We start from the raw sequence: 21,253 nt of genomic DNA on the forward strand, positions 1-21,253 counted from the left end.
CACCGGCGAGACCCCGGCGGCGCGGGCGGCAGCCTGGTCCCAGCAGGTCCACCACCCGAGACTCCCCAGGAGCCCGCCATGACCGTCCCGACCACCGCGTCGCCCGCCGCCCCGTCGACCGTCACGATCCGCCGCGCCGTCCCCGCCGACGCCGCGACCGTCCAGACCCTCGTCCTGGAGATCGCCGCCCACGAGGGCGACACCCACCACGTGCGCGTCACAGCCGAGCGCTGGGAGCAGCTGCTCGGGCGCGACGACGTCGTCGTCCTCGTGGCCGAGCGTGACGGCCGGGCGCTCGGCTACACGTCGGCGGTGCGCCGACTGCACCTGTGGAGCGGCGGCGACGTGCTCGCCGTCGACGACGTCTGGGTGCGGCCCGGCGAGCGCGGCGCCGGCCTCGGTCGTCGGCTGCTCACCGCGATGGCCCGGCTCGCCGCGCCCGAGGGGCTCACGCTCACGTGGGGCGTCGAGCCCGAGAACGCGGGCGCCCAGCGGTTCTACGCCGGGCTCGGCGCGACGCTGCGGGACAAGGTCCTCGCCGGCTGGTCGCCCGACGCGTACGGCCCGCTCGTCGCCGCGGACGAGGTAGCCCGATGACCGCCGTCCCCCCGCCGGTCCCCGCGGCACCGGCAATCCCCGTGCCCGCCTCGAGCGCACGACGCACCGCCGCGCTGGGCCTGCTCGTCTCCGCGCAGTTCGTGGTCATGCTCGACACGTCGATCGTCAACGTCGCGCTGCCCTCGATCCAGCGGGACCTCGACCTCACGCCCGCGGGCGTCGCGTGGGTCGTCAACGCCTACGTGCTGGCCTTCGGCGGCCTGCTGCTCCTCGCGGGGCGGGTGGCCGACGTCGTCGGGCGGCGGCGGATGCTGCGGATCGGCGCGGCCGTGTTCACCGTCGGGACGCTGCTCGCGGGGGCCGCCACCTCCGAGGCGCTGCTCGTCGCGGGCCGCGTGGTGCAGGGCGCCGGCGCCGCCGCGCTGAGCCCGGCCGCGATGGCGCTCCTGCTCGCGATGTTCCCGGGCGTCACGCGGGCGCGGGCCATGGCGGCCTGGGGCGCGGCGTCCACGCTCGGCGGCGCCTCGGGCGTCGTCATCGGCGGCCTGCTCGCCGGGACCGTCGGCTGGTCGTGGATCTTCTTCATGACCGTGCCCCTGACCGTGACCACGCTGGTCGCCGCGCCGCGCCTGCTCGACGGCGCGCGCGGGCGGGGTGGGCACGAGCCGGGTGCGGCGGGTCCGCGACGCCGGTTCGACGCGCTGGGCGCCGCGACGATCACGGGCGCGGTCCTGGCGGTCGTCCACGCCGCCCTCGCCGTGCCCGACCAGGGCTGGGCCTCGCCGTCGGTCGTCGTGGGCGCCGTGGTCGCCGTCGTGCTGCTCGCGGTGTTCGTCGCGGCCGAGCGGCGTGCGGCCGACCCGCTCGTGCCGCTGGACCTGTTCCGGTCGCGGCCCCTGTCGACCGGGGTCGCGCTGGCCGTGCTCGGCGGCGGCACGCGCGCCTCGACGTTCGTCCTCATCGCCCTGTTCCTCCAGCAGGCGCTGCGGATGGAGCCCGAGGTCGCGGGTCTCGCGATGGTGCCGACGTCGCTCGCCGGCTTCGTGGTGTCGCTCGCCCTCCTGCCGCGCGTGCTCCGGGCGATCGGGCCGGAGCGCAGCATGGTCGTGGGGCTGGTCGTGCTTGCGGGCGGGCACCTGTGGCTCGCGCGCACGCCGGTCGGCGCGACGTACGCGACCGGCGTGCTGCCGGCGCTGCTCCTCGTCGCGACCGGCGTCGCGCTCAGCTTCACGCCCACGACGATGGTCGTCGCCGCGGCCGTGCCCGAGCACCGCACCGGCCTGGCGTCGGGGCTCGCCGGCTCGGCGACGCAGGTCGGCGCCGCGCTCGGCATGGCGGCGTTCACCGCGATCGGCACCGCGGCGACGCTCGCCGACGGCCAGGCCGACGTCGTCTCCGGGAGCGGCTACGCGGCCGCGTTCACGGCGGCGGCCGTCGTCTCGCTGGTCACCGCCGCCCTGGGCGCGACGCTGGTCGCGCGCCGGGGCGCGCGTCGGGCGGGCGCCTGACGTCAGGCCCGCGCGGGGTCCGTCACGAGCAGCGGGCTTGCCCCGGCGAGGCGCGCGAGGACGGCTTCGGTGGACGTCGTGACCATCTCGGCCCGCTCGGCCTCGGTGATCCCGACGAGCTGGTGGAACGCCAGGCGGCCGTTGGGCGTGTCGATGACGCCGAGCTGCGGGTCCTCGACCACCGCGAACGCGGTGAGGCCCGTGGCGGGAGCGTCCGGCACGTCGGGGTGGCCGGTGACGGGGCGACCGAGGTCGATGCGGTGGCCCGCGAGCGGGATCGCGCGGGTCGCGTGGATGTGCCGGCCCATCGCGTTGAGCATCGTGAAGGCCCACCCGGGCGCCTGGGTGTCGCCGTCGGCGCGCGGCACGCGCATCGTGAGCTCGAGGCCCCAGCCCGAGTAGTCCGGGTGCGACGTCGGCTGCTTCTCCCAGAGCTCGCTCAGCCCGTAGGTCACGAGGTGCCAGTGGTCGCCGGCGTCGTGGGCCGCGCAGCCGGCGAGGTTCGTCGCCTCACCGGCGACGGGCTCGTAGGAGACGTGCTGGTGCGGCGCCGGACCGTAGACCGCGACGAGCGCGGCGTCGATCGCGTCCCAGCCGGGTGAGGCGAGCTCGCGCTCGGGTGCGGGGGTCTCGTCAGGCATGGCGGCGAGCCTAGGCGTCCGCCCGGACCACGGCCGGGTGGTGCCCGGCGCGCGGGATGTCCAGGTCGCGTCGGCGTCGCTCACCAGCGCCGGATCGCCCACTCCCCGACGGCGACGTTGATCGCCCAGCCGGCCGCGAAGAGCGCCGCCTCGGTGAGGCCGGTGAGGGGACCGAGCAGGGCCTCACCACCGAGGAGCACGAACACGTGCGTGCCCGCGCCCTGCCCCAGCGCGTACGCGCGGACCATCCACGCGCGGTGCGCGCGCAGGTCGCGCCCGAGCGCCCGGAGCACGCCGAGGACGAGCGCCGCGACCATCGCGACGCCGACCGCGATCCGCACGACCACGAGGGCACCGTTCGCGCCCGGCCCGACCGCTGCGAGCGTCAGCCAGATGCCGCTCACCGACGCGAGGACGCCCGCCGGCACCGTGACGCGTCCCGCGATGCGGTGCCAGCGCGGCCGCCGCCGCCGCAGGCCGCGGTGGAACTGCAGCGCCCCGAGCAGCACGTAGACCGTGATGCCGACGATGTGCGCGACGAGCGCCGGCACGGGCGTGGGCGGCGCCCCGAGGTCGGCGCTGACGTCGACCGCGCCGGCGAGCGACGCGAGCCGCAGGGAGCCCGCGCTCATCGGGACGAGGCTGAGCAGGATCAACGCGGTGGGCAGCACCCACGCGGGCGCCCACGGCCGACGCCGTCGGGGGCGGCGCGCGGGGAGGGAGCGCGGGAGCGGGGCCTCGATCGTCGTCATGCGTCGATCGTCGCGAGCGCCGCGCGGCGCCGGATCGGCCGGACGACCGGGCGGTGGCCTCGTCCTTTCGGCCGAGGCCTGGCCCCTCAGTCCGCGCGACCGCCGTCGATGCGACCGGTCTGGTAGGCCCAGAGCGCGAGTTCGACGCGGTTGCGGACGCCGAGCTTGGCCAGGAGGTTCGCGACGTGCGTCTTCACGGTGCTGAGGGTGACGAAGAGGGCGCGCGCGATCTCCTCGTTCGTGCGGCCCGCGGCGACCTCGCGCAGCACCTGCTCCTCGCGCTCGGTGAGCGGGTCGATCGGCTGCGCCGCGCCGCCCCGGGTCGACGTCGGCTGCGTCGCGAAGGCCCGCAGCAGCCGGGCGGTGACGGCGGGCGCGATGAGCGCGTCGCCCGCGGCGGCCGCGTGGACGGCCTGGGCGAGCAGGTCAGGCCCGGCGTCCTTGAGCAGGAACCCGCGCGCGCCGGCGCGCAGGGCGTCGTAGACGTGCTCGTCGAGGTCGAAGGTCGTGATGACGACGACGGGGATCGGGTCGGCGACGTCGGGCCCGGCGAGCTCGCGCGTCGCGGCGATGCCGTCGAGCACGGGCATGCGGATGTCGAGCAGGCAGACGTCGGGCCGCAGCGCGCGGGCGAGCTCGACGGCGCGCCGCCCGTCGCCCGCCTCGGCGATGACCTCGATGCCCGGCTGGACGTCGAGGATCATCCGCAGCCCGGTCCGGACGAGCTCCTGGTCGTCGGCGAGCAGGACCCGGACGCTCACGACGCCGGGCCGGTGCGCGGGAGCGTGGCGGTCACGGCCCAGCCGCCGTCGGGCGCGGGCCCGGCCTCGCACGTCCCGCCGAGCAGCGCTGCGCGTTCCCTCATACCGGCGAGACCGTAGCCCTCACCGGACGCGCGCGCGGGCGGCTCGCCGTCGTCCGTCACGACCAGGCGCACGACGTCGCCGTCGACGGCCGCGTGGACGCGCACAAGCCGGGGCGAGCGCGCGTGGCGGCGTGCGTTCGTCACGGCCTCCTGCGCGATCCGGTAGACCGCGGCGCCCACCGACGGCGCGACGGCGTCGACGTCGCCCGCGACGGTGACCCGCACGGACGGGCCGGGGCCGGCGTCGTCGGCGAGAAGGGCGACGTCGGCCAGGCGGCGCTGCGGCGCGTCGACGTCGGCGCCGGGCTCATCGCGGCGCAGCGCGCGGACGATGGTGCGCATCTCGGCGAGGGTGCGGGACGCCTCGGCCTCGATGACCGCGAGCGCCTCGGTCGCGGCCTCGGGCCGGTGGGGGGCGACGGCGAGCCCGGCCTGCGCGCGCACGGCGATCGCCGAGACGTGGTGGGCGACGGTGTCGTGCAGGTCCCGCGCGAGCTGCTCGCGCTCGAGCAGCCGCACCTCGTCGAGCGCGCGCTGCCGAGACCTCGCGCGGTACCGCATGGCGGCGCCGAGCGCGAGGCTCGCCCCGAGGATCGCGAGGCCGCCGAGGACGTCGCCCGCGGGCGTGCCGTTCACGAGCGGGTCGACGAGGCCGAAGGCGACCATCCCGACGGCGCCGACGATCGCCTCACGCCCCGACCCCCAGCGCACGACGGCGTACGCGAGGCCGAGCACGAAGACGCTCACGTAGATGTCCGGGCCGCTGCTCAGGATCGACACCAGCGTCAGCCCGACGGCGGCGACCGCGAGCGCGAGCAGGGGGCGGGTGCGGCGCCAGAGGAGGGTGCCCGCGAGCGCGAGGGTCGCGAGGAGCGCGCCGAGGTGGCCGGCGAGGTCGGTCCGGAGCGCGACCTCGAGGAAGGCGATGACCAGCGGGATCGCGAGGGCGACGGCGTCCGCGGCGCGGCTGGTGCGCGGCCGGGGCGGGCGGGGTTCCGCCCATGCGGAGCGCAGCGGGGTCGTCATGCGGCGACCGTACGGCAGCGGGCGGGGCGGCCAGATCGGCCGGAAGGACGAGCGGTGGAAGGGCCCCCGGTCAGGCGCCGTCGTACGCCGCGCGGGCGGCGACGACGTCGTCCATGTGGTCCTGCGCCCAGTCCTTGATGCCGCGGACCAGGGCGTGGAGCGACAGGCCGAGGTCCGTGAGCTCGTAGTGGACGGTGACGGGGACGGTCGGGGTGACCGTGCGCGTCACGAGGCCGTCGCGCTCGAGGGACCGGAGCGTCTGCGTGAGCATCTTCTGGCTCACGCCGGCGAGCGTGCGGGCGAGCTCGGAGAACCGCATCGGCGCGGGACCGCCGGCGCAGTCCGGGCCGCTGCCGAGGGCGGCGACGACGAGCGTCACCCACTTGTCGGAGAGCCGGTCGAGCAGCTGGCGGCTCGGGCAGGCCGCGAGGAACGCGTCGTACTGCACCTTCGCCTCGGCGCGCTGCTGGGCGGCGGTCATGGTCGGCACGGTGTCTCCTCGAGTGACCTAGGCACCTCGAAGTGCCTACTTCCTGACGGGAAGTTACCCCACCAGAGTGGAGCACGTCAGCACCGCCCCTGCGCGAGAGGCAGAGCATGAGCACCACCACCTCCACCACCCTTCCCGGCGGCACCTGGGCCCTCGGCGACCTCGACGTGACGCGCGTCGGCTACGGGGCGATGCAGCTCGCCGGCCCCGGCGTGCTCGGCCCGCCGGCCGATCCCGACGCCGCGCTCGCCGTCCTGCGTGAGGCCGTCGCCCTCGGCGTCACCCACATCGACACGAGCGGGGCCTACGGGCCCGGGGTCACCAACCGGCTCATCCGCGAGGCGCTCTACCCGTACGAGCGCGTGACGGTCGCGACGAAGGTCGGCGCCGTCCGTGACGCGCAGGGCGGCTGGCCGCCGGCCCGGACGCCCGACGACCTGCGCCGCCAGGTCGACGCGAACCTCCAGACGCTCGGCGTCGATGTGCTCGACCTCGTGTACCTCCGCCTCGGCGACGCGATGGGAGCGGCGTCCGAGCCGGTGACCGAGGCCATGGAGACGCTCGCGGACCTGCAGCGGCAGGGCGTCATCCGGCACCTCGGGGTCAGCAACGCGCTGCCCGAGCAGGTGGCGGAGGCGCGCGCCGTCGCCCCGATCGTGTGCGTGCAGAACCTGTACAACCTGGCCGTCCGGCACGACGACACCCTCGTCGACGAGCTCGCGCGCGACGGGATCGCGTTCGTGCCCTTCTTCCCGCTCGGTGGCTTCAGCCCGCTGCAGTCGGACGCGCTCTCGGCGGTGGCCGCGCGGCTCGGCGCGACCCCGATGGCGGTCGCGCTCGCGTGGCTGCTGCAGCGCTCGCCGAACATCCTGCTCATCCCGGGGACGTCGTCGGTGGCGCACCTGCGGGAGAACGTCGCGGGGGCCGGGGTGGTGCTCACGGCCGGTGACGTCGCGGAGCTCGATGCGATCGGGGGATGAGGGGAGGTCCGGCGCCGTCGGCCGAGCCGGCCGTCAGAGCACGAGGCGACGTGGGTCGACGGCCCGGGCGTCCCAGATCACGCCGTTGCCGTCCTGGACCCAGAGGGGCTGCCCGGACGCCTCGGCCAGCTCCTTCGCGATCTCCGCCACCTGCTGCTCGAAGCGGCATTCGACGTAGTAGCCGTCGACGGTGCTGATGTCCGGCAGCGCGACGCCGTCCGCCGATTCCCACGGCGGGTCGCGGAAGTCGCTCGCGCGGCTCTCCGGGATCCTGCCGAACCAGGTGAACCAGCCGTGGTCGCCGTCCTCGGGGCCCTGCAGCCGGACGAACTCCCCGTTCACGAGGGCGCCGCGCGGACGGAGCAGGTCCTCGAGATGCCTCTGCAGCGACTCGTCGAAGGAGAGGAAGACGGCTGCTCTCACGGGAGCCTCATCCCGAGCCGGCGGTCTCGAGGCGCACGAGCGTCGCAAGGACGTAGGAGAGCGCGAGCGACTCCACGTCGGGGAGTCCACTCAGGACGTCCGTGATCTCGTCCGCCGCGTTGGATCGAGCCGTCGAGTCCGAGCCGGTGAGACGGGCAATCATCCCGATGGTCCGGTCCCACTCGTCCGTGCCGTTGTGCCTGGCCACCGCACGTCCCTCCCAGGCGTCGACGACGTGCTCGTGTGTCGCTCTGGGGCGGCGGCGTGGCCTCACAGGACGATGCGTTCGGGGTCGACGGCCGCGGCGTCCCACACGACGCCATCGCTGTCCATGACCCAGACCGGTCCCGACGCAGCTTCAGCGATCGCCTTCGCGACGTCGGCGAACTGCTGCTCCCAGCCGCACTCGACGTAGTAGCCGCCGACCGTCGCCATGTCGGGAAGGGTGACGCCGTCGGCGGCCTCCCACGGGGGGTCGCGGAATTCCCAGTCGAGATCCGCCGGCGTCTTCCCGTAGAAGTTGAACCGTCCGCGGTCCGGGCCGTCCTCCACAAGCTCCATCTGTTGGTCACCGACCCGACCACCGCGAGCCGTGATCACCTCACTCACCACCCGCTCGAACTCCGGGTCGAAAGAGAGGAAGGTGGCCGACTTCATTCGAGCTCCTTCAGGATCGCAATCAGTTCGTCCGGTGTCCGCGCGATGGGGAGGCCGCGTTGGGCTGCTTCGACCCAAGCACCTGGGCGCATCGTCGGTGCATATCCCACGACCGTGCGACCTGTGGTCGCGATGGTCGCCTCCATCTGGCGGATGATCCGCCGTGCGTCGCCGCTCTTGACTTGGACGACCGTATCGCCAAGGTCGATGTCGATCTCGCGCATGCCGCTGCCGTCGGCGTACGGGATGTCGTGGTTGAGCGCCCTGACCCAGCCCGGGCGCTCCGCCTCAAGCACCCGGGCGACGTCCGCAACCAGCGGATCGCGCGAGACGAACACTCTGGGTGCCGGCGTCGCGGTCACGGTCGGCAGGGAGAGCTGGCGTAGACCTGCTAGACGCGCGGTACCCGCGCCGGTAGCGGCGAGCACCAGGTCGGGAGCCATGCCACCCCACCACGCCCCGGGGTTGTCCTCGAGCGTCTGGGTGTCGAGGAGGGTCGGCACGACCTGCTCCGGGTTGTGGACCGCCATCTCCCCCAGAGCGCCGAGGGCCTCGTTCGCTGCCTCACCCTCGGCGACGAGCCCGTCGTGGTCGACGATCGCGCGGGCGGCGAGGACCACGGGAAGGCCGGCGGCCTTGGCGAGCAGCCACTGACCCAGCGCGAACACGAACTGCGACGGGTCCCAGCGACCGTCGGGCATGCCCTCGCTCAACGAGTCGAGCACCTGGGCCGCGGCCTCCTCCGAGGCGGCGACCTCGCGCCGGGCGTCGGCCAGGACCGCCTCGGCCATCGCTCGCAGGCCGAACGGGTCTCCGAGGTGGCTGCCGAACACCTGGTGCGGGCTGAGCATCCCCGGCTGACCGCTGCGGTCGCGTCCGTAGTGGACGAGGCCGCCGGTCGCGGACAGGCCGGGCACGTTCTCCCACATGTCCGCGGCGACGGCGGCCCGCTCGCGTCCCCACGCGAGCACGTCGGCGTGCGCGCGGAGCACCGAGGCGGCGAACGTGAGGACGTCCGCCACGCCCACCAAACCGTCGGTCAGCGCCTCGCGTCGCGGCGCCCAGTTCGAGGCGGCATCGCCGATCCAGGACGCGACGACGTGCCGCCCGACGTCCGCGGCCGCACCGCTCAGCGTCGCCGCGCGGGCGTCCAGGTCGTCGGCGTCCGCGTGCAGCGCCTCGAGCGAGCCGGGGACGAGCAGGTGCGGGTCGCGCGTTGTCGCGAGCTCGAACCTCACAGTGCACCCGCCGGTGCGGCCGGTAGCAGTCCGAGCGCCAGGACGTCGACGTCGGCGTAGTCGCGGACCGTCGCGTGCAGGTTCTCGCCCGCGGCCACCGCCTCCTCGGCGAGACCCTGGACGAGCAGGTGCTCGAAGCGCGCGCCGAAGCTCCGTCCGGCGCCGACCAGGCGCGGTCCGCCGTACGCGTCAGCCCCGAGCAGGATGCCCGCCCGGCCCGCGGCGTCGACGTCGTCGCCCGCGCGCAGCAGCGCGGACCCGGCGGCCCACGCCTCCTCGTACTCGATCTCGAACCCGCTCGTCACCGCTCCCCCTTGGCGTCGGAGCGATGCTGGCGCGATCCCCGGCAGCGCGGCCCTTGTCCACAGGACCGTCTCGAGATCAGCCCATGCGATCGAGCGCCTCGGCGACGAGCTCGTCCGGAGTGATCCCCCGCGCCGTCGCCTCGCGTGCCACGCGCTCTAGCACCTCGGCACTCAGCGCGGGGGTGCGCGACGGGCGCACGGTCCTCTGCGTTCCCACGGGCGGAATGGGCACGACGATGTAGCCGCTCGCGACGTTGCCGAGCACTCGCAGCCGCTCGTCGCGCTGTCCCCACAGCCAGGCGAGGTGCGCGCAGAAGATCGCGTCGACCTCGTCCTCGATCGCAGCGAGGTGCATCGGACGTTCAGCGCGCACCACGGCAGAGCGGATCTCCGACCAGCGCACACTCTCGCCGAGCCGCATCGTCGGGCCGGCGACGGTCTCGATCCCGTCCAGCAGCCGCGTGAACGCCTCGCGCCGCGACGCCGTCGTGCGTCTCGGCTTGTTCTTGTACGGCAGGACGGACGCGAGGCCGAACAGGCTGACCATCGCCGGGTGCGGGTACACCTCGATCGCGACGGACATCCCTGCGCCGGGTGCCACGCGCGGGTCGACATCCCAACCGAACCGCTCCGCGAGTCGCTCGGCGCGCGGCGGGTTCAGCCACACGCGCGAGCGGTTCGACGGGTGCGCGCCGGCGTGGAACCGGCCGAACTCGCGCTGGAGCTCGGCCTCGCAGTCGCGCCGGCCGGTGAGGTTGGGGACGACGATCGGTGCGTCGATCGCGGCGACGACGTCGCCCGCGGCCTGTTCGGCGACGAACGCGGCGATGTCGTCGTCGGTCACCACGGATGTCGACGCCACGAGCCGGCCCGCGGCGTCGAGCGCGGCGAGGCCCGTCCGCGCGCGCTCGCCCCACGCGAGGTCGATGCCCAGGTAGGTGGTCACGTCAGAGCGGGAGCACGAGGTGCTCGCCGGCCTCCGTCAGCGCGCCCTCGGTGAGCGCCGCCGCGAGCACGTCCTCCAGCCGGGGCCGTACGCGCGAGGCGACACGCGCGACGCCGAACGCCTGGGCGGTCTGGCGCAGGAGGTCGTCGCGGTCGATCCCGTGCGCGCGCCGCACGACGTCGACCATCGCGTTGCGCAGCTCGTCGTACGGGACGTCGGCGATCTCGCGCGCCTCGCCGACCGGGCGCCGGTGGAGGGTCCACGTCGCGGGGTCCAGATCGCGCGGCCACACGACGACGTCGCCGTTCGGCGACACCCGCACCTGCTCGGGCCGGATCGCGTCGAGCAGCGACTGCCGGCGCGCCTCGCGGAGGCTGTACAGGGAGAAGCGGCGCGCGGTGATGCGCACCAGGCGGTCGGCGAGCATCGGGCCCTCGACCGCGAGCACCGCGTCCATCTCGGCGCGCACCCGTTCGAGGCTCCGCGGCCGGGGCAGCCCGTCGAGCACGCTCACCGACGCGCGCACGACCTCGTCGGCGCGGGTCCAGACGGTCGGGTCCGGCGGCGGGGGCGGGGCCGGGTGGTCCGACGGCTCCCCGTCGGCCGGGGGGAGGTCGTCGACCGCGGGCACGACGTCGTCCGAGGGCGCCGCGCGGCCGTCCAGCAGCCGGTCGCCCCGGAGACCGCCCGGCGCGAGGTCGTCCGGCGCGACGTCGCTCGGGACAAGGTCGCTCGGGACGACCTCGTTCTCGGCCACGACCTCCGCGACCTCCGCAGCCGGCGGGCGGACCGGGTCCCGCGCCGCGTCGACCACCGCCTGCACGACGGCGTCGGGCTCGCGCAGCCACGTCGGCAGCCACACCTGCACCACGCGCGACCAGCCCATCGACCCCTCGAGCACGGTGCGCGGCAGGCCCTCGCGGTCGGTGACGGTCGTGCGCCGGGACCACGCCGGGCCGTCCAGCATGACGGCGACCCAGGGCAGGTCCGGCGCGGCCCGCACCGCGAGCTCGACCGTGAAGTCCGACAGCCCGACGTGCGTGAGGACCTCGAGGCCGGCGTCGCGCAGCGCGGTCGCGACCTCCTCGAGGTGCAGGTCGCGCCCGCGCTCGCGCACGAGCCCCGCGCGCTGCGCGCCGTGCTTGGCGAGCACGAGGTAGTCGCGCAGGTCGGCGAGGCCCTGCGCGGACGAGCCGGAGAGGTCCAGCTCCTCCGGCTCGAACGACGAGAGCACGATGACCTGCTCCTTCGCGCGCGTCACCGCGACGTTGAGCCGCCGCTCGCCGCCGCTGCGCGTGAGCGGGCCCCAGTTGAGCGGCACCCGACCGCGCGCGTCCTTGGCGAACGCGAGCGTGAAGACGATCACGTCGCGCTCGTCGCCCTGGACGTTCTCGAGGTTCTTGACGAACAGCGGCTCCTCCTCGCGCGCGAGCGCCGCCTCGACCAGCGGGTCCCCCGAGCCCTCGAGCAGGTCCAGCACCAGGTCGCGCTGCTGGATGTTGAACGTCACGACGCCGATCGACCGGTCCGCGTCCTGCCGCAGCAGCGCGCCGATCTCCTCGACGACGGCGTCGGCCTCCGCGCGGTTGACCCGCGCCGCGCGCGCCCCGCCCTCCCAGACCCCGTCGACCCTGCGCCACGAGACGCCGAGCCCGTCGCGGCGGCCGGGCGGCGTTGGGAAGCTCGCGAGGCGGTTGTCGTAGTAGGAGCGGTTGGAGAACGCGATGAGCGTCTCGTCGCGGCTGCGGTAGTGCCAGCTGAGCTGCAGGCTCGGCAGCCGCGACTCCTTGGCCTCGCCGAGGATCGACTCCATGTCCGCCGGCACGGCGACGTCCTCGACGAGCGTCTCGTCGTCCTCGCCCAGGGACGCGGCGAACATCGACGTCGGCGGCATCTGCTTGGAGTCGCCGACGACGATCACCGAGGCCCCGCGTCCCATCGCGCCCACCGCCTCGGCGACGCGGATCTGCGACGCCTCGTCGAACACGACGACGTCGAACCCGATGCCCTCGGGCGGCAGGAACCGCGCGACCGAGCTCGGGCTCATCAGCAGGCACGGCGTGACCTCGGTGATGATCGATCCGTAGCGCGCGAGCAGCTGGCGGATCGACAGGCCGCCCCGCCGCCGCCCGAGCTGCGCCATGAACTCGCTCGACCTCCCCGCCCGCACGCGCGGGTCGAAGGTGCGCGCGGCGACGATGCGCGCGGGCAGCTCGACGCGCATGCGCTCGCGCACGTCCTCGCCCGTCGCGAGGAAGCGCCCGGCCAGCCGCGCGCGCTGCCGCTCGTCGAACGCGCGCAGCCCGGTCGCGTCGAGCCGCTCGGCGACGACGGTCTCCGCGAACGCGAGGCGCACGGCCTCCTCGGTCGAGTCGCCGTCGAGCCGGCCGGTGCGCACCAGGCGCCCGACGTCGGCCGCGCCCCAGCCGTCGAACGCGGCGATCGCGCCGCGCACGCGCGTCCAGCGCTGCAGCCGCACGAGCGCACCCGAGCGCGCGTCGGCCTGCCACAGCGGCCCGTCGACGGCGAGCGCCGCGGACAGCCCGCGCCCGCCGAGCCAGAACGCGAGGTCCTCGGGGTGCGGGCGCAGCGCGGCGACGACCTCGTGCCACGCGGCGGCCAGGCGCCGGACGGCGTCGACGGCGCCCCACGGCAGGTCGTGCGCGCGGTCGACGACGTCGGCCGTGGCCGCGTCCACCGCGTCGCCGCCGTCCGTGCCCACCGCGGAGAGCGCCGCCGTCGCGCGCCACCGCCGGATCGCCTGCTCGACGGGCACGGCGGCCTCGGGGTCGAGCGGGTTCCAGCCGAACGGCAGGAAGAGCCCGGGCAGGCCGCCGACGTACTGCGCGAGCTGCGCGCCCGCCGCGCGCGCCCCGACGAGGCCGGTGAGCAGCGGCGTGAGCTGGTCGAGCGGCACCTCGGCGTCCGGGCGGACCACGCCCGCAACCAGGGCGAGCGCCGCCCGACGACGCTTCTTGCGGCCCAGGAAGAACGACGCGTCGGCGGCGGTCGCCGCGGCGAGAGCGGCGTCGAGGTCGAGCGCCATGACGTCGGGCGCGAACGGCCCGAGGCGGCCGAGGTGCGCGGCGCGGTGCTGCTCGAGCGCCTGCCGCACCTGCGCGGCGTGCTCGGCCCAGTCCGGCCCGACGACGCGCCGCCCCTCGGCGGTCGGCGCGAGCCGCTGCCCCGCGCTCGAGTCGAGCCACTCGGCGACCCCGTCGAGGTGCTCGGGCGCGGTCGCGAGGTCGAGCAGCGGCCGCAGGACCGTGCCCGCGAGGGCGGCGTCGGCGGCGAGCACCTCGTCGACGGCGGCGGCGACGCGGTGCGGCACGATCGCCTCGGGACCGCTGAGGCCCGCGAGCCGCCACGGGCTCGTCGCGGGCGCCCCGCCCAGGTCGTGCAGCGCGTGGGCCAGGTCGCGCGCGGCGTCGTACACGTCGGCCGGCGGCACCGTGCCCAGCACGAGCGTCGTCGGGAGCTGCGGGAGCGCGTCGTCGGGCACGTCGCCGCGCTCGCGCAGGCTGAGCGCGACCTGGCGCGCGTCCCACGCGGACAGCCCGGCGGGGCCCTCGTCGTGCAGCTGGCGCGGGTAGCGGCTGAGGTTCTCCGTGAGCGAGCGGTAGGTGTCGCGCAGCGTCTCCCATGCGGGCGAGCGGTCCGCGCCGTGCTCGATGGCGCGCAGCAGCTGGGCGCGCACGGCGTTGATCGTCTGGTTGCGCCCGTGCAGGTCGAGGGAGAAGACGCCGAGCCCGACGTCGTCCAGGCGCCGCTTCACGACGTCGAGCGCGGCCTGCTTCTCGGCGACGAACAGCACGCTGCGGCCGTGCGCGAGGCAGTCGGCGACGAGGTTGGTGATGGTCTGCGACTTGCCCGTGCCGGGCGGGCCCTCGAGCACGAAGGAGCGTCCGGCACGGGCCCAGCGGACCGCCTCGATCTGCGAGCCGTCGGCGGCGACGGGCAGGTAGGTGGTGGCCTCGGCGGTCGGGTCCGGCTCGGGCTCGGGCGCCTCGTCGAGGAACGGCAGGCCGGGCGTCTCGACGAGGTGCTGCACGACGGGCCGCTCGACGAACGACCGCCAGCTCTCGGTGAGGTCCTTCCACATCTCGAGCGTCGAGAACGCGAACATGCCGATCGCGGCCGTCTCCTCGAGCGTGAAGCCGCTGTGGCCGCCGGAGAGGATCGCGCCGCGCACGGCCTGGAGCGCGCGCGGGAGGTCGATGCCCGCGCCGTCCTGGCCGGGGTCGAGCAGCTCGGGGATGACGATGCCGCGGCTCACGCGCAGCTTCTCGACGAGGCAGTGGTTGGGGACGATCGCGCCGGTCTCGTCCATCCGCAGTCGCCACAGCGCGCCGCGGCCACCGCTGAGCGTCACCGGCACGAGGAACAGCGGCGCGCGGACGGTCTTGTTCCGCTCGGTCCACGTCAGGGCGCCGAGCGCGAGGTAGAGGTTGTTGGCGCCGGTCTCCTCGATCGCCGTCCGCGCGCGGCGCGCGAGCCCGAGCATCCGCGCCGTGTAGACGCTGGTCGGCAGGCCGACGTAGAGGCCGGACTCCTCGGTGAGGATGCGGCGCAGCACGTCGGCGTCGATGTCCTGCGCCGAGCGCGCGCCCTGCTCGACGTGGAGCTGACCGATCTGGTCGTGCGGGATGAGGGAGAGGCTCTGCCCGGCGGCGACGAGGTCCTCGAGGGCGCCGAGCGCGCCGTGCGGCACGTGCACGGGCGCGCCGCTGCGCGAGGCGGAGAGGTTGAGCAGCGGGTTGCGCAGCGTGAGGTCGAGCAGCGAGCGCCGCCACGCCTCGATGCGCGCGGGCCGGTCCTCGACGGGCATCGCGGGCGTGACCTCGCCGCGGATGCGCCGGCGCACCTCGGCGCGCTCGACCTCCACCTCGACGACGACGGTGTCCCCCTCGCGCCGCACCGTCGGCAACGGCCGCACGCGGCGGTGCGCCGCGGCGACGTCGAGCATGTGGCTGACCTCGTCGAGCTTGCGCGTCCACCACGGCGCGGTGGCGGCGACGGCGTCGTCGAACGCCATGGCCGACGTCGTGCCCGTGAGCTCGACCGTCTCGACGACCCCGGCGTCCAGGAGCAGGGTGAGCGTGCCGGCGTCGCGCACCGCGACGAGCGGCAGCTGGCTGTCGTTGACGAGGTAGCCGGCGAAGGCGTGGTTGCGGGTCGTGACGATGACGGGGTGCAGGCCGGCGGACTCGAGCGCGGCCGCGTAGACGCACGCGAGGTCGAGGCAGTTGCCCCAGCGGCCCTCGAGCACCGCGGCGTGGGACCGGATGCGCTGGCCGGTGCCCTCGAACGACGCCGGCGCGGTGATGTAGCGGATCTCGCGCGTCGCCATCGCCTCGTAGACGGCCTGCGCGATGGCGACGGCGCGCTCCTCGCCGCCCTGGTAGCCGTCGAGGTCGCCGCGGCCGGTCTTAGCGCGGAGGCGCTGGCTGGCCTCGGCGAGGAGCGCGGCGACGGCGGCGTCGTTGGGGCGCACGTGGGCGGCGAGCGCCTCGGGGATGGACAGGGACCACCACTCGTCGGGCGGGAGGAGGCGGACGAGCTCGGCTGCGGTCGTCGTGCCGGTGGAAGTGGTCGCCGCGAGGGTGAGGCGCGTGGTGATCGACTCGTCGAGGTGCACGAACGCCGACGGGCTCAGCTGCCACGCGGTGAGGTGGCTGGGCACGTCGAGCGTCTCGCCGGGGGCGACGGGCCCGGGCTCGACGACGAGCGGCTCGGCGACGTGGGCTGCGCTCCACGGCTCGATGGTGAGGATCAGGCGGCCGGGGTCGATTGCGGCGGGGCCGTTGTTGGTGAGGCGGATCGCGAGGACGGGCGAGACGCGGTTGGTGACGAGCGCGTAGTTGAGCGCCTCGCGGTACACGACGACGACGTCCAGGTCGCCGACCTCGACGGTGAGGAGGCAGAAGCCGGGGCTGGGTGGGCCTTGGTCGCGGGTGGTGGCTGTGGTCGTGGGGGCGTCTGCGGTCTCGGGCGTGGGTTCGAGGGCCGGGCCGGCGGGGCGGAGGGCGCGGACCTCCTCGGCGGCGTCCTCCATCGCGAGGGAGTCGAGGAGCAGCGAGATGGTCTCGAGGGCGCGGTCGGCCTCGGCGCGGTCGAGGTCGGGGACGTGGGCCCATCGGTTGCCCGAGGCGATGAGCTCGTCGAGCCAGGCGCGCTGCGCCTGTTCGAGGGGGAAGACGTGGCGGGTGTGGCGGACGATGCGCATCAGCGCGCGCGGGTCGCGGGGGTCGAGGCGGAACGGGTGACCGCGGCGGGCGGACTCGGCGGCCTCGTAGAGCGCGACCCAGTCCTCGCCTGCGGGCGCGTCCTCGCGCATTTCGCGGTCGACCCACGGGTGCAGCGCGGCGCCGAGCGCGGCGAGGCCGCGGCCGAGGCGCTCGGCGTCGGTGAGCGTGGTGTCGAGTGCGGTCATGCGGTGCGCCCCCAGGTGTGCGGTCCAGCGCAGGGTACGGGGAGGCCGTGACAGACGGCGTGGTCCGTCGGTGTACGCGGGCATACTCGCTTGGCGATCGCCCGCGCTCGAACGACCGGTGAAGGAAGGCCATGACGACGCCTCCGACCGACGCGAGCCGCCGGCAGGTTCGCCGCGCTCGCATCGGCCAGGTCGAGCTGGCCTTGGGCGTGGTCACGGGACTCGTCGCGATCGTGCTGGGCGTCGCGGTCGTCGCGCGCGCGGACACCGGCTTCGGGAAGGTGTGGGCCGCCGCGCTCGTCGTCTTCGGGCTGGTCGCCGTCATTGGCGCGGTGGGCGCGTCCCGGCCGCTCCGGCCGGGCAGCCCAAAGGTGCGCGGCGCTACGGCGGCGATCTTCGTCCTCCTCGCGGCGTGGTGCGCGGCCGTCGGCGTCGTGGGCGCGACGCAGGAGAGCTGGATCTGGGGCGTGGTGATGGCGCTCCCGGTCGCGTACCTGATCCGGGCGCTACGAGGTCTGCGACGCAGGAGCGCGCGTGGAGCTGGTCGGTGAGCTCGGCGCTACTCGGAGGAACTGCAGCGTCCGAGTCGCCGGCTAGCGCATCAGACGACACCCACCCAAAGCCCGTCACGCGCCCGCGTCATCCCGACGTAGAGCTCGCGTCGTCGCAGGTTCCAGCGCTCGCGCTGGGTCCCGTCCTCAGGCGGCGCGGCGCTCCCGACGTCCGCCGAACCGACGTCGGGCAGGAGGACCTGCTTGAACTCGAGGCCCTTGGCCCGCTTGATGGTGCCGACCTTGACGGCGTCGACCGGCGTTCCGTCGTACTTCTCGAGCTCGATCGCAGGGATGCCCGCGCGGCTCAGCGCGGCGATCGCGTCACGCACGGCGAACTTGCTCAAGCACAGGACACCGACGTCGCCGGGCCCGGTTCCGACCTCGCCCAGCACATGGCGCACGCGCTCAACCAAGCGCGGCCCGCGCGCCTTCGTGCCGGCGCACTGCTCGATCACCGGCTCGGGCCCGACCCGCGGGACGCTGCCCGGCACGTCGCCGCGGGCGATCGCGCCCTCGATGTCGGCGAACTCGTCGCCCGCGACGAGGCGCTGGGCGAACTCGAGGATCTGGCGGGTGTTGCGGTAGTTCACGTCCATGACGACGCCGCGGCCGGCGAGTGAGATGCCGAGCTCCGAGAGCGTGTAGCCGCCGGGGTAGATGGACTGCTGGCCGTCGCCGATGAGCGTGAAGGCGTCGGGCGCGTCGCCGACCAGACCGTGCAGCATGCGGACCATGGCGCAGCTGAGGTCTTGCGCCTCGTCGACGAGGACGGCGCTGTACGTCTCGGCCAGCGGCTCGCGGCGCAGCTCCGCCTCGGCGAGCAGGATGGCGTCGGCGAAGTCGCACACGCCCTGCGAGCGCAGCTCGGCGTCATACGCCTCGTACAGACGCCAGACCTCGCGGCGCTGGTCGAGCGTCAGCCGATAGCCGCGGCCCGTGCGCTGGAGGTCCGCGTACTGGCCGAACTGCGTGATGCCGCGGCCCTTGATGACGCTCTGGATCTCTTCCTTCCAGTACCGCGCGTCCATCGCCGACGTCCCGAGCCGACCGGCGACGCCGACCCGCTCCCACGCGGCCTTGAGCGCGGCGTCGGCCTTCTGCCCGTTGAGGTTGATCCGGACGCCGCGCTGGTCGAGCACGCGAAGCGCGAACTGGTGGATGCCGACGAACTCGACGCGATCGACGACGTCGGGCGCCATGCGCTGGAGCGCCTGTTTGAGGACGTCGGGAAGAGTCCGGACGAACGTCGTCACGAGCACCTTCCCCGGCCGCGTGCGCGCGAGGTACGCCGCGCGGTGCAGTCCCACCACCGTCTTGCCCGTGCCGGCGGCGCCGCGGATGCGCGACGGCCCGTTGAACGAGCGGCGGACGAGTTTCGCCTGCGACGGGTGGAGGAAGGTCATCCACTCCTCGATGGGGCTCGCGAGCATCCCCTCGAGCAGCGCCGACTGCACCTCCTCCTCGCTGAGCAGCGGCTCCATCGAGGCGGCCGCCTGCGTCGGGACGACCGGCTCCGGCAGCGCGATGCTCACCGGCGCCGGTGCGTTGACCTCGGGGAAGAGCGCGAGCGCACGCGCGAGAACGGTGTCCGCCTGTGTAGGCGTGAGCCGGTTCCCCTTGGCGGCGATGAACCGCAGCACGTCCTTCTCGCCGACGACGCACACGGGCCCGACCCGCTCGTTGATGCCCTGCCGTCCGGCGAGCACGACGACGGCGTGCACCTCGCCCGGCGCGAGGCCGACCTCGGCGAGGTCCCCCTCGGCCGTGTAGGCGAGGTCGGCGAGCCCGAGGACGTCGTCCGTCACGTCGTCCTGGCCTCGGTAGATGCGGTCCGAGTGGATGCGGACGTCCTTCCACGCCTTGGTGTCGACGATGAAGACACCACCCGGCCCGACGACGACGAGGTCGACCTGGGCGCGTCGGCTGCCGGGCCAGCGACGGTCGGCAAGGAGGTGGTGCCCGACGGCGGCGAGGGGCGCGAGGGCCTGCGCCGTGCGCTTCTCGGTGACGTCGGCGATGCCGTAGCGAGCGGCCGTGGCGCGCGCCTCGGCCGCCGCGGCGGCGTGGGCGTCGGCGAGCGCGAGCTGCCGACGCGCCTCTGCGCCGGCGGAGTCTCCTGCGGGCATGGTGGGCCCCCTCTCGTGCACCTCATCGGCAGAGCACGGGGTGCACTTGATGGGGAAGCCACGGCAGGGAACGAGCGCCGAATATGGCCGACGGCGGTTCGCCAGAGGCTCACCGAGATCTGGCGTACCACCGTCACCCCGCAGATGGCAGACAATGCGCGATCCGCGTGGTGAGCTCTGTCGCATGGACACGGCCGTCGAGTCAGCACTCCGCGTGCAGATCATGGACTGGGTGCGCGGGCGCGCTGAGGCGAACGGTGGCTTCCTGCACCGGCAGGAGCTGCTCGGCTTCCGCATCAATGGCAACGACCTGCCGCTCATCGACTTCTCGCGCGGCATCCGCAACCCCGCCGCCTTCAGCTCGACGCTGTCGATCGTCGCGGCCGCGAACGGGCCCTACGACGACGTCGAGTCGGACGACGGCCTGCTGCACTACAGCTACCGCAAGGGTGACCCGTGGAGCGGTGACAACCGCAAGCTCCGCACCGCGATGGAGACCGGCCAGCCGCTGATCCTCTTCCGCAAGGAGGTCGCCAACTACTACACGCCCGTCATGCCGGTTTACGTGGTCGACGACGAGCCGGAGAGCCGGGCGTTCATCATCGCACTCGACGAGGCGTTCAGGTTCATGGGCGACGTCCGACACCTCGCCGAGCCGCAGCGCGAGTACGCCCGGCGGCTAGCGAAGCAGCGCCTGCACCAGCCAGCGTTCCGCACTCGCGTGCTGCTCGCTTACAACACACAGTGCTCCATCTGCCGCCTGCAGCACGGCTCGCTGCTCGACGCGGCGCACATCGTCCCCGACTCCGAGGCGCACGGCGTCCCGACGACGCCGAACGGCCTGGCGCTGTGCAAGATCCACCACGCCGCCTACGACCAGAACATCCTCGGCGTCACGCCGGATTACCGGGTGCAGGTGCGGAGCGACGTGCTGGAGGAGATCGACGGTCCGATGCTCAAGCACGGGATCCAGGAGATGCACGGGCGGGAGTTGACCCTGCCCGTGCGGCGCGCGGACGCACCCGACCGCGAGCTGCTGGCCTGGCGGTACCAGCGCTTCACCACGTGAAAGTCGACGCGGTCTGGCGGAGCCGCTGGTTAAGCAATGCGCTCGGCGGGCAGCCAAACGGCATCAAGTCGGGCAATGTCGAGAAGGGACACCCACCTACCCGACACGAAGACGACGTCACCGGGAGCGACGACCGGCCATCCGCCGATGCCCCAGACGCTCGACACGTACGGCGGAGACATGGCATCTAGCCACAGGCGCGTGCCACGCGCGTCGGGTACGGCAGCACGTACAACGTGCGCCTCGAGAGGCTCACCTCCGTACTTGTCCCAATACTCGCGTCTCGCCCTCGTCGTAATGCGGGCCCATGATCTACGAATCTGCCTCCAACGGTGGGCTCGGGTCGGACGGGGCGTTCCGGACTGTTCCGCTGCTGAATCCAGCGAACGATGCGTCCTCGGTCCGCGAGGCAAGGGTGCTTAGGCCATGGGGGGCCGATCTCGTCGAAGTAAACCCGGCTTCCTTGCTGATTGGAGTAGAAGTAGACCGGGGCCCCGCACACCGGGCAGCGAGCGTTCGGCTGCGCCCAGCGCAACGAGTAGGCGACGCGAACCGTTACGGCCGATGGTCGCGATCGTGTGGAGACGTTTCGACTTCACGGAGAATGGCCTCCGCGGTTGACGTAGTGACCCGAGACCCAATGACGCGTGCCGTTGCTGCTGCGGCGCCAATGTCCTCGCCA

At 74.3% G+C, this 21,253-nt stretch carries 18 protein-coding genes; 5 read left to right on the top strand and 13 right to left on the bottom strand.

Annotation, left to right across the window (positions count from 1 at the left end; translation table 11 throughout):
* Positions 1 to 78 precede the first annotated feature (78 nt).
* Both JIG38_RS04075 and JIG38_RS04080 read left to right on the top strand, forming a co-directional pair.
* Positions 79 to 597: a GNAT family N-acetyltransferase gene (locus JIG38_RS04075; RefSeq protein WP_199422474.1), complete on the top strand. Its 519-nt coding sequence runs from the start codon at positions 79 to 81 to the stop codon at positions 595 to 597.
* A complete protein-coding gene (locus JIG38_RS04080; RefSeq protein WP_199422475.1) occupies positions 594 to 2,066 on the top strand; it encodes an MFS transporter in 1,473 nt (490 codons plus the stop codon). Before JIG38_RS04075 ends, JIG38_RS04080 begins: the two co-directional genes overlap by 4 nt.
* 2 nt (positions 2,067 to 2,068) lie before the next feature.
* Here the strand turns inward: JIG38_RS04080 and JIG38_RS04085 are convergent, their stop codons facing one another.
* The 5 genes from JIG38_RS04085 to JIG38_RS04105 all read right to left on the bottom strand — a co-directional run bounded on the left by JIG38_RS04085 (position 2,069) and on the right by JIG38_RS04105 (position 5,831).
* The gene (locus JIG38_RS04085) at positions 2,069 to 2,707 is read right to left on the bottom strand and encodes a suppressor of fused domain protein (protein WP_199422476.1); all 639 of its coding nucleotides are present in this window, start codon (positions 2,705 to 2,707) and stop codon (positions 2,069 to 2,071) included.
* A gap of 80 nt (positions 2,708 to 2,787) precedes the next feature.
* Positions 2,788 to 3,459, bottom strand: coding sequence for a DUF2306 domain-containing protein (locus tag JIG38_RS04090; RefSeq protein WP_199422477.1), 672 nt, complete (start codon positions 3,457 to 3,459; stop codon positions 2,788 to 2,790).
* 86 nt (positions 3,460 to 3,545) lie between these two features.
* Complete coding sequence (locus tag JIG38_RS04095) at positions 3,546 to 4,220, bottom strand: response regulator (RefSeq protein ID WP_199422478.1); 675 nt, start codon at positions 4,218 to 4,220, stop codon at positions 3,546 to 3,548.
* A complete protein-coding gene (locus tag JIG38_RS04100; RefSeq protein WP_199422479.1) occupies positions 4,217 to 5,350 on the bottom strand; it encodes a sensor histidine kinase in 1,134 nt (377 codons plus the stop codon). The genes JIG38_RS04095 and JIG38_RS04100 overlap by 4 nt, the downstream gene beginning before the upstream one ends.
* Before the next feature lie 70 nt (positions 5,351 to 5,420).
* Positions 5,421 to 5,831 (bottom strand): winged helix-turn-helix transcriptional regulator, encoded by a 411-nt coding sequence (locus JIG38_RS04105; protein WP_199422615.1) that lies wholly within the window; start codon positions 5,829 to 5,831, stop codon positions 5,421 to 5,423.
* 116 nt (positions 5,832 to 5,947) lie between these two features.
* Between JIG38_RS04105 and JIG38_RS04110 the strand changes: the two genes are divergently transcribed.
* Positions 5,948 to 6,820: an oxidoreductase gene (locus tag JIG38_RS04110; protein ID WP_199422480.1), complete on the top strand. Its 873-nt coding sequence runs from the start codon at positions 5,948 to 5,950 to the stop codon at positions 6,818 to 6,820.
* Positions 6,821 to 6,853: 33 nt separating this feature from the next.
* Here JIG38_RS04110 and JIG38_RS04115 read toward each other — a convergent pair whose 3' ends face one another.
* From JIG38_RS04115 to proA, 7 genes are all read right to left on the bottom strand, one after another.
* Positions 6,854 to 7,243, bottom strand: coding sequence for a hypothetical protein (locus JIG38_RS04115; protein WP_199422481.1), 390 nt, complete (start codon positions 7,241 to 7,243; stop codon positions 6,854 to 6,856).
* 7 nt (positions 7,244 to 7,250) lie between these two features.
* Entirely contained in the window at positions 7,251 to 7,451 is a 201-nt protein-coding gene (locus tag JIG38_RS04120) for a hypothetical protein (RefSeq protein WP_199422482.1), read from the bottom strand.
* Positions 7,452 to 7,513: 62 nt separating this feature from the next.
* The gene (locus tag JIG38_RS04125) at positions 7,514 to 7,900 is read right to left on the bottom strand and encodes a hypothetical protein (protein WP_199422483.1); all 387 of its coding nucleotides are present in this window, start codon (positions 7,898 to 7,900) and stop codon (positions 7,514 to 7,516) included.
* Complete coding sequence (locus tag JIG38_RS04130; RefSeq protein ID WP_199422484.1) at positions 7,897 to 9,138, bottom strand: hypothetical protein; 1,242 nt, start codon at positions 9,136 to 9,138, stop codon at positions 7,897 to 7,899. Before JIG38_RS04130 ends, JIG38_RS04125 begins: the two co-directional genes overlap by 4 nt.
* On the bottom strand, positions 9,135 to 9,443 hold the full coding sequence (locus tag JIG38_RS04135; protein WP_199422485.1) for a hypothetical protein: 309 nt from the start codon (positions 9,441 to 9,443) through the stop codon (positions 9,135 to 9,137). Before JIG38_RS04135 ends, JIG38_RS04130 begins: the two co-directional genes overlap by 4 nt.
* A gap of 76 nt (positions 9,444 to 9,519) precedes the next feature.
* Positions 9,520 to 10,389, bottom strand: coding sequence for a DUF429 domain-containing protein (locus JIG38_RS04140; protein WP_199422486.1), 870 nt, complete (start codon positions 10,387 to 10,389; stop codon positions 9,520 to 9,522).
* Between the two features lies 1 nt (position 10,390).
* Positions 10,391 to 16,822, bottom strand: coding sequence for an anti-phage protein ProA (gene proA, locus JIG38_RS04145; protein ID WP_199422487.1), 6,432 nt, complete (start codon positions 16,820 to 16,822; stop codon positions 10,391 to 10,393).
* A gap of 131 nt (positions 16,823 to 16,953) precedes the next feature.
* On the opposite strand from proA, the gene JIG38_RS04150 reads away from it, so the two are divergent.
* The gene (locus JIG38_RS04150) at positions 16,954 to 17,373 is read left to right on the top strand and encodes a hypothetical protein (RefSeq protein ID WP_199422488.1); all 420 of its coding nucleotides are present in this window, start codon (positions 16,954 to 16,956) and stop codon (positions 17,371 to 17,373) included.
* Between the two features lie 50 nt (positions 17,374 to 17,423).
* Here JIG38_RS04150 and JIG38_RS04155 read toward each other — a convergent pair whose 3' ends face one another.
* Positions 17,424 to 19,502 carry a nuclease-related domain-containing DEAD/DEAH box helicase gene (locus JIG38_RS04155; protein WP_199422489.1) on the bottom strand — a complete coding sequence of 693 codons (2,079 nt, stop codon included), beginning with the start codon at positions 19,500 to 19,502 and terminating at the stop codon, positions 17,424 to 17,426.
* A gap of 184 nt (positions 19,503 to 19,686) precedes the next feature.
* On the opposite strand from JIG38_RS04155, the gene JIG38_RS04160 reads away from it, so the two are divergent.
* Positions 19,687 to 20,571, top strand: a complete 885-nt coding sequence (locus JIG38_RS04160; protein WP_199422490.1) for an HNH endonuclease — start codon at positions 19,687 to 19,689, stop codon at positions 20,569 to 20,571.
* Positions 20,572 to 21,253 lie beyond the last annotated feature (682 nt).

Source organism: Actinotalea solisilvae, from assembly GCF_016464425.1.
Taxonomy (GTDB): Bacteria; Actinomycetota; Actinomycetes; order Actinomycetales; family Cellulomonadaceae; genus Actinotalea; species Actinotalea solisilvae.

Bases quoted from the DNA above. Each gene is read 5' to 3' on its own strand.
- JIG38_RS04075 (WP_199422474.1), top strand. From the start codon at position 79: ATGACCGTCCCGACCACCGCGTCGCCCGCCGCCCCGTCGACCGTCACG.
- JIG38_RS04080 (WP_199422475.1), top strand. From the start codon at position 594: ATGACCGCCGTCCCCCCGCCGGTCCCCGCGGCACCGGCAATCCCCGTG.
- JIG38_RS04085 (WP_199422476.1), bottom strand. From the start codon at position 2,707: ATGCCTGACGAGACCCCCGCACCCGAGCGCGAGCTCGCCTCACCCGGC.
- JIG38_RS04090 (WP_199422477.1), bottom strand. From the start codon at position 3,459: ATGACGACGATCGAGGCCCCGCTCCCGCGCTCCCTCCCCGCGCGCCGC.
- JIG38_RS04100 (WP_199422479.1), bottom strand. From the start codon at position 5,350: ATGACGACCCCGCTGCGCTCCGCATGGGCGGAACCCCGCCCGCCCCGG.
- JIG38_RS04105 (WP_199422615.1), bottom strand. From the start codon at position 5,831: ATGACCGCCGCCCAGCAGCGCGCCGAGGCGAAGGTGCAGTACGACGCG.
- JIG38_RS04110 (WP_199422480.1), top strand. From the start codon at position 5,948: ATGAGCACCACCACCTCCACCACCCTTCCCGGCGGCACCTGGGCCCTC.
- JIG38_RS04125 (WP_199422483.1), bottom strand. From the start codon at position 7,900: ATGAAGTCGGCCACCTTCCTCTCTTTCGACCCGGAGTTCGAGCGGGTG.
- proA (WP_199422487.1), bottom strand. From the start codon at position 16,822: ATGACCGCACTCGACACCACGCTCACCGACGCCGAGCGCCTCGGCCGC.
- JIG38_RS04150 (WP_199422488.1), top strand. From the start codon at position 16,954: ATGACGACGCCTCCGACCGACGCGAGCCGCCGGCAGGTTCGCCGCGCT.
- JIG38_RS04155 (WP_199422489.1), bottom strand. From the start codon at position 19,502: ATGCCCGCAGGAGACTCCGCCGGCGCAGAGGCGCGTCGGCAGCTCGCG.
- JIG38_RS04160 (WP_199422490.1), top strand. From the start codon at position 19,687: ATGGACACGGCCGTCGAGTCAGCACTCCGCGTGCAGATCATGGACTGG.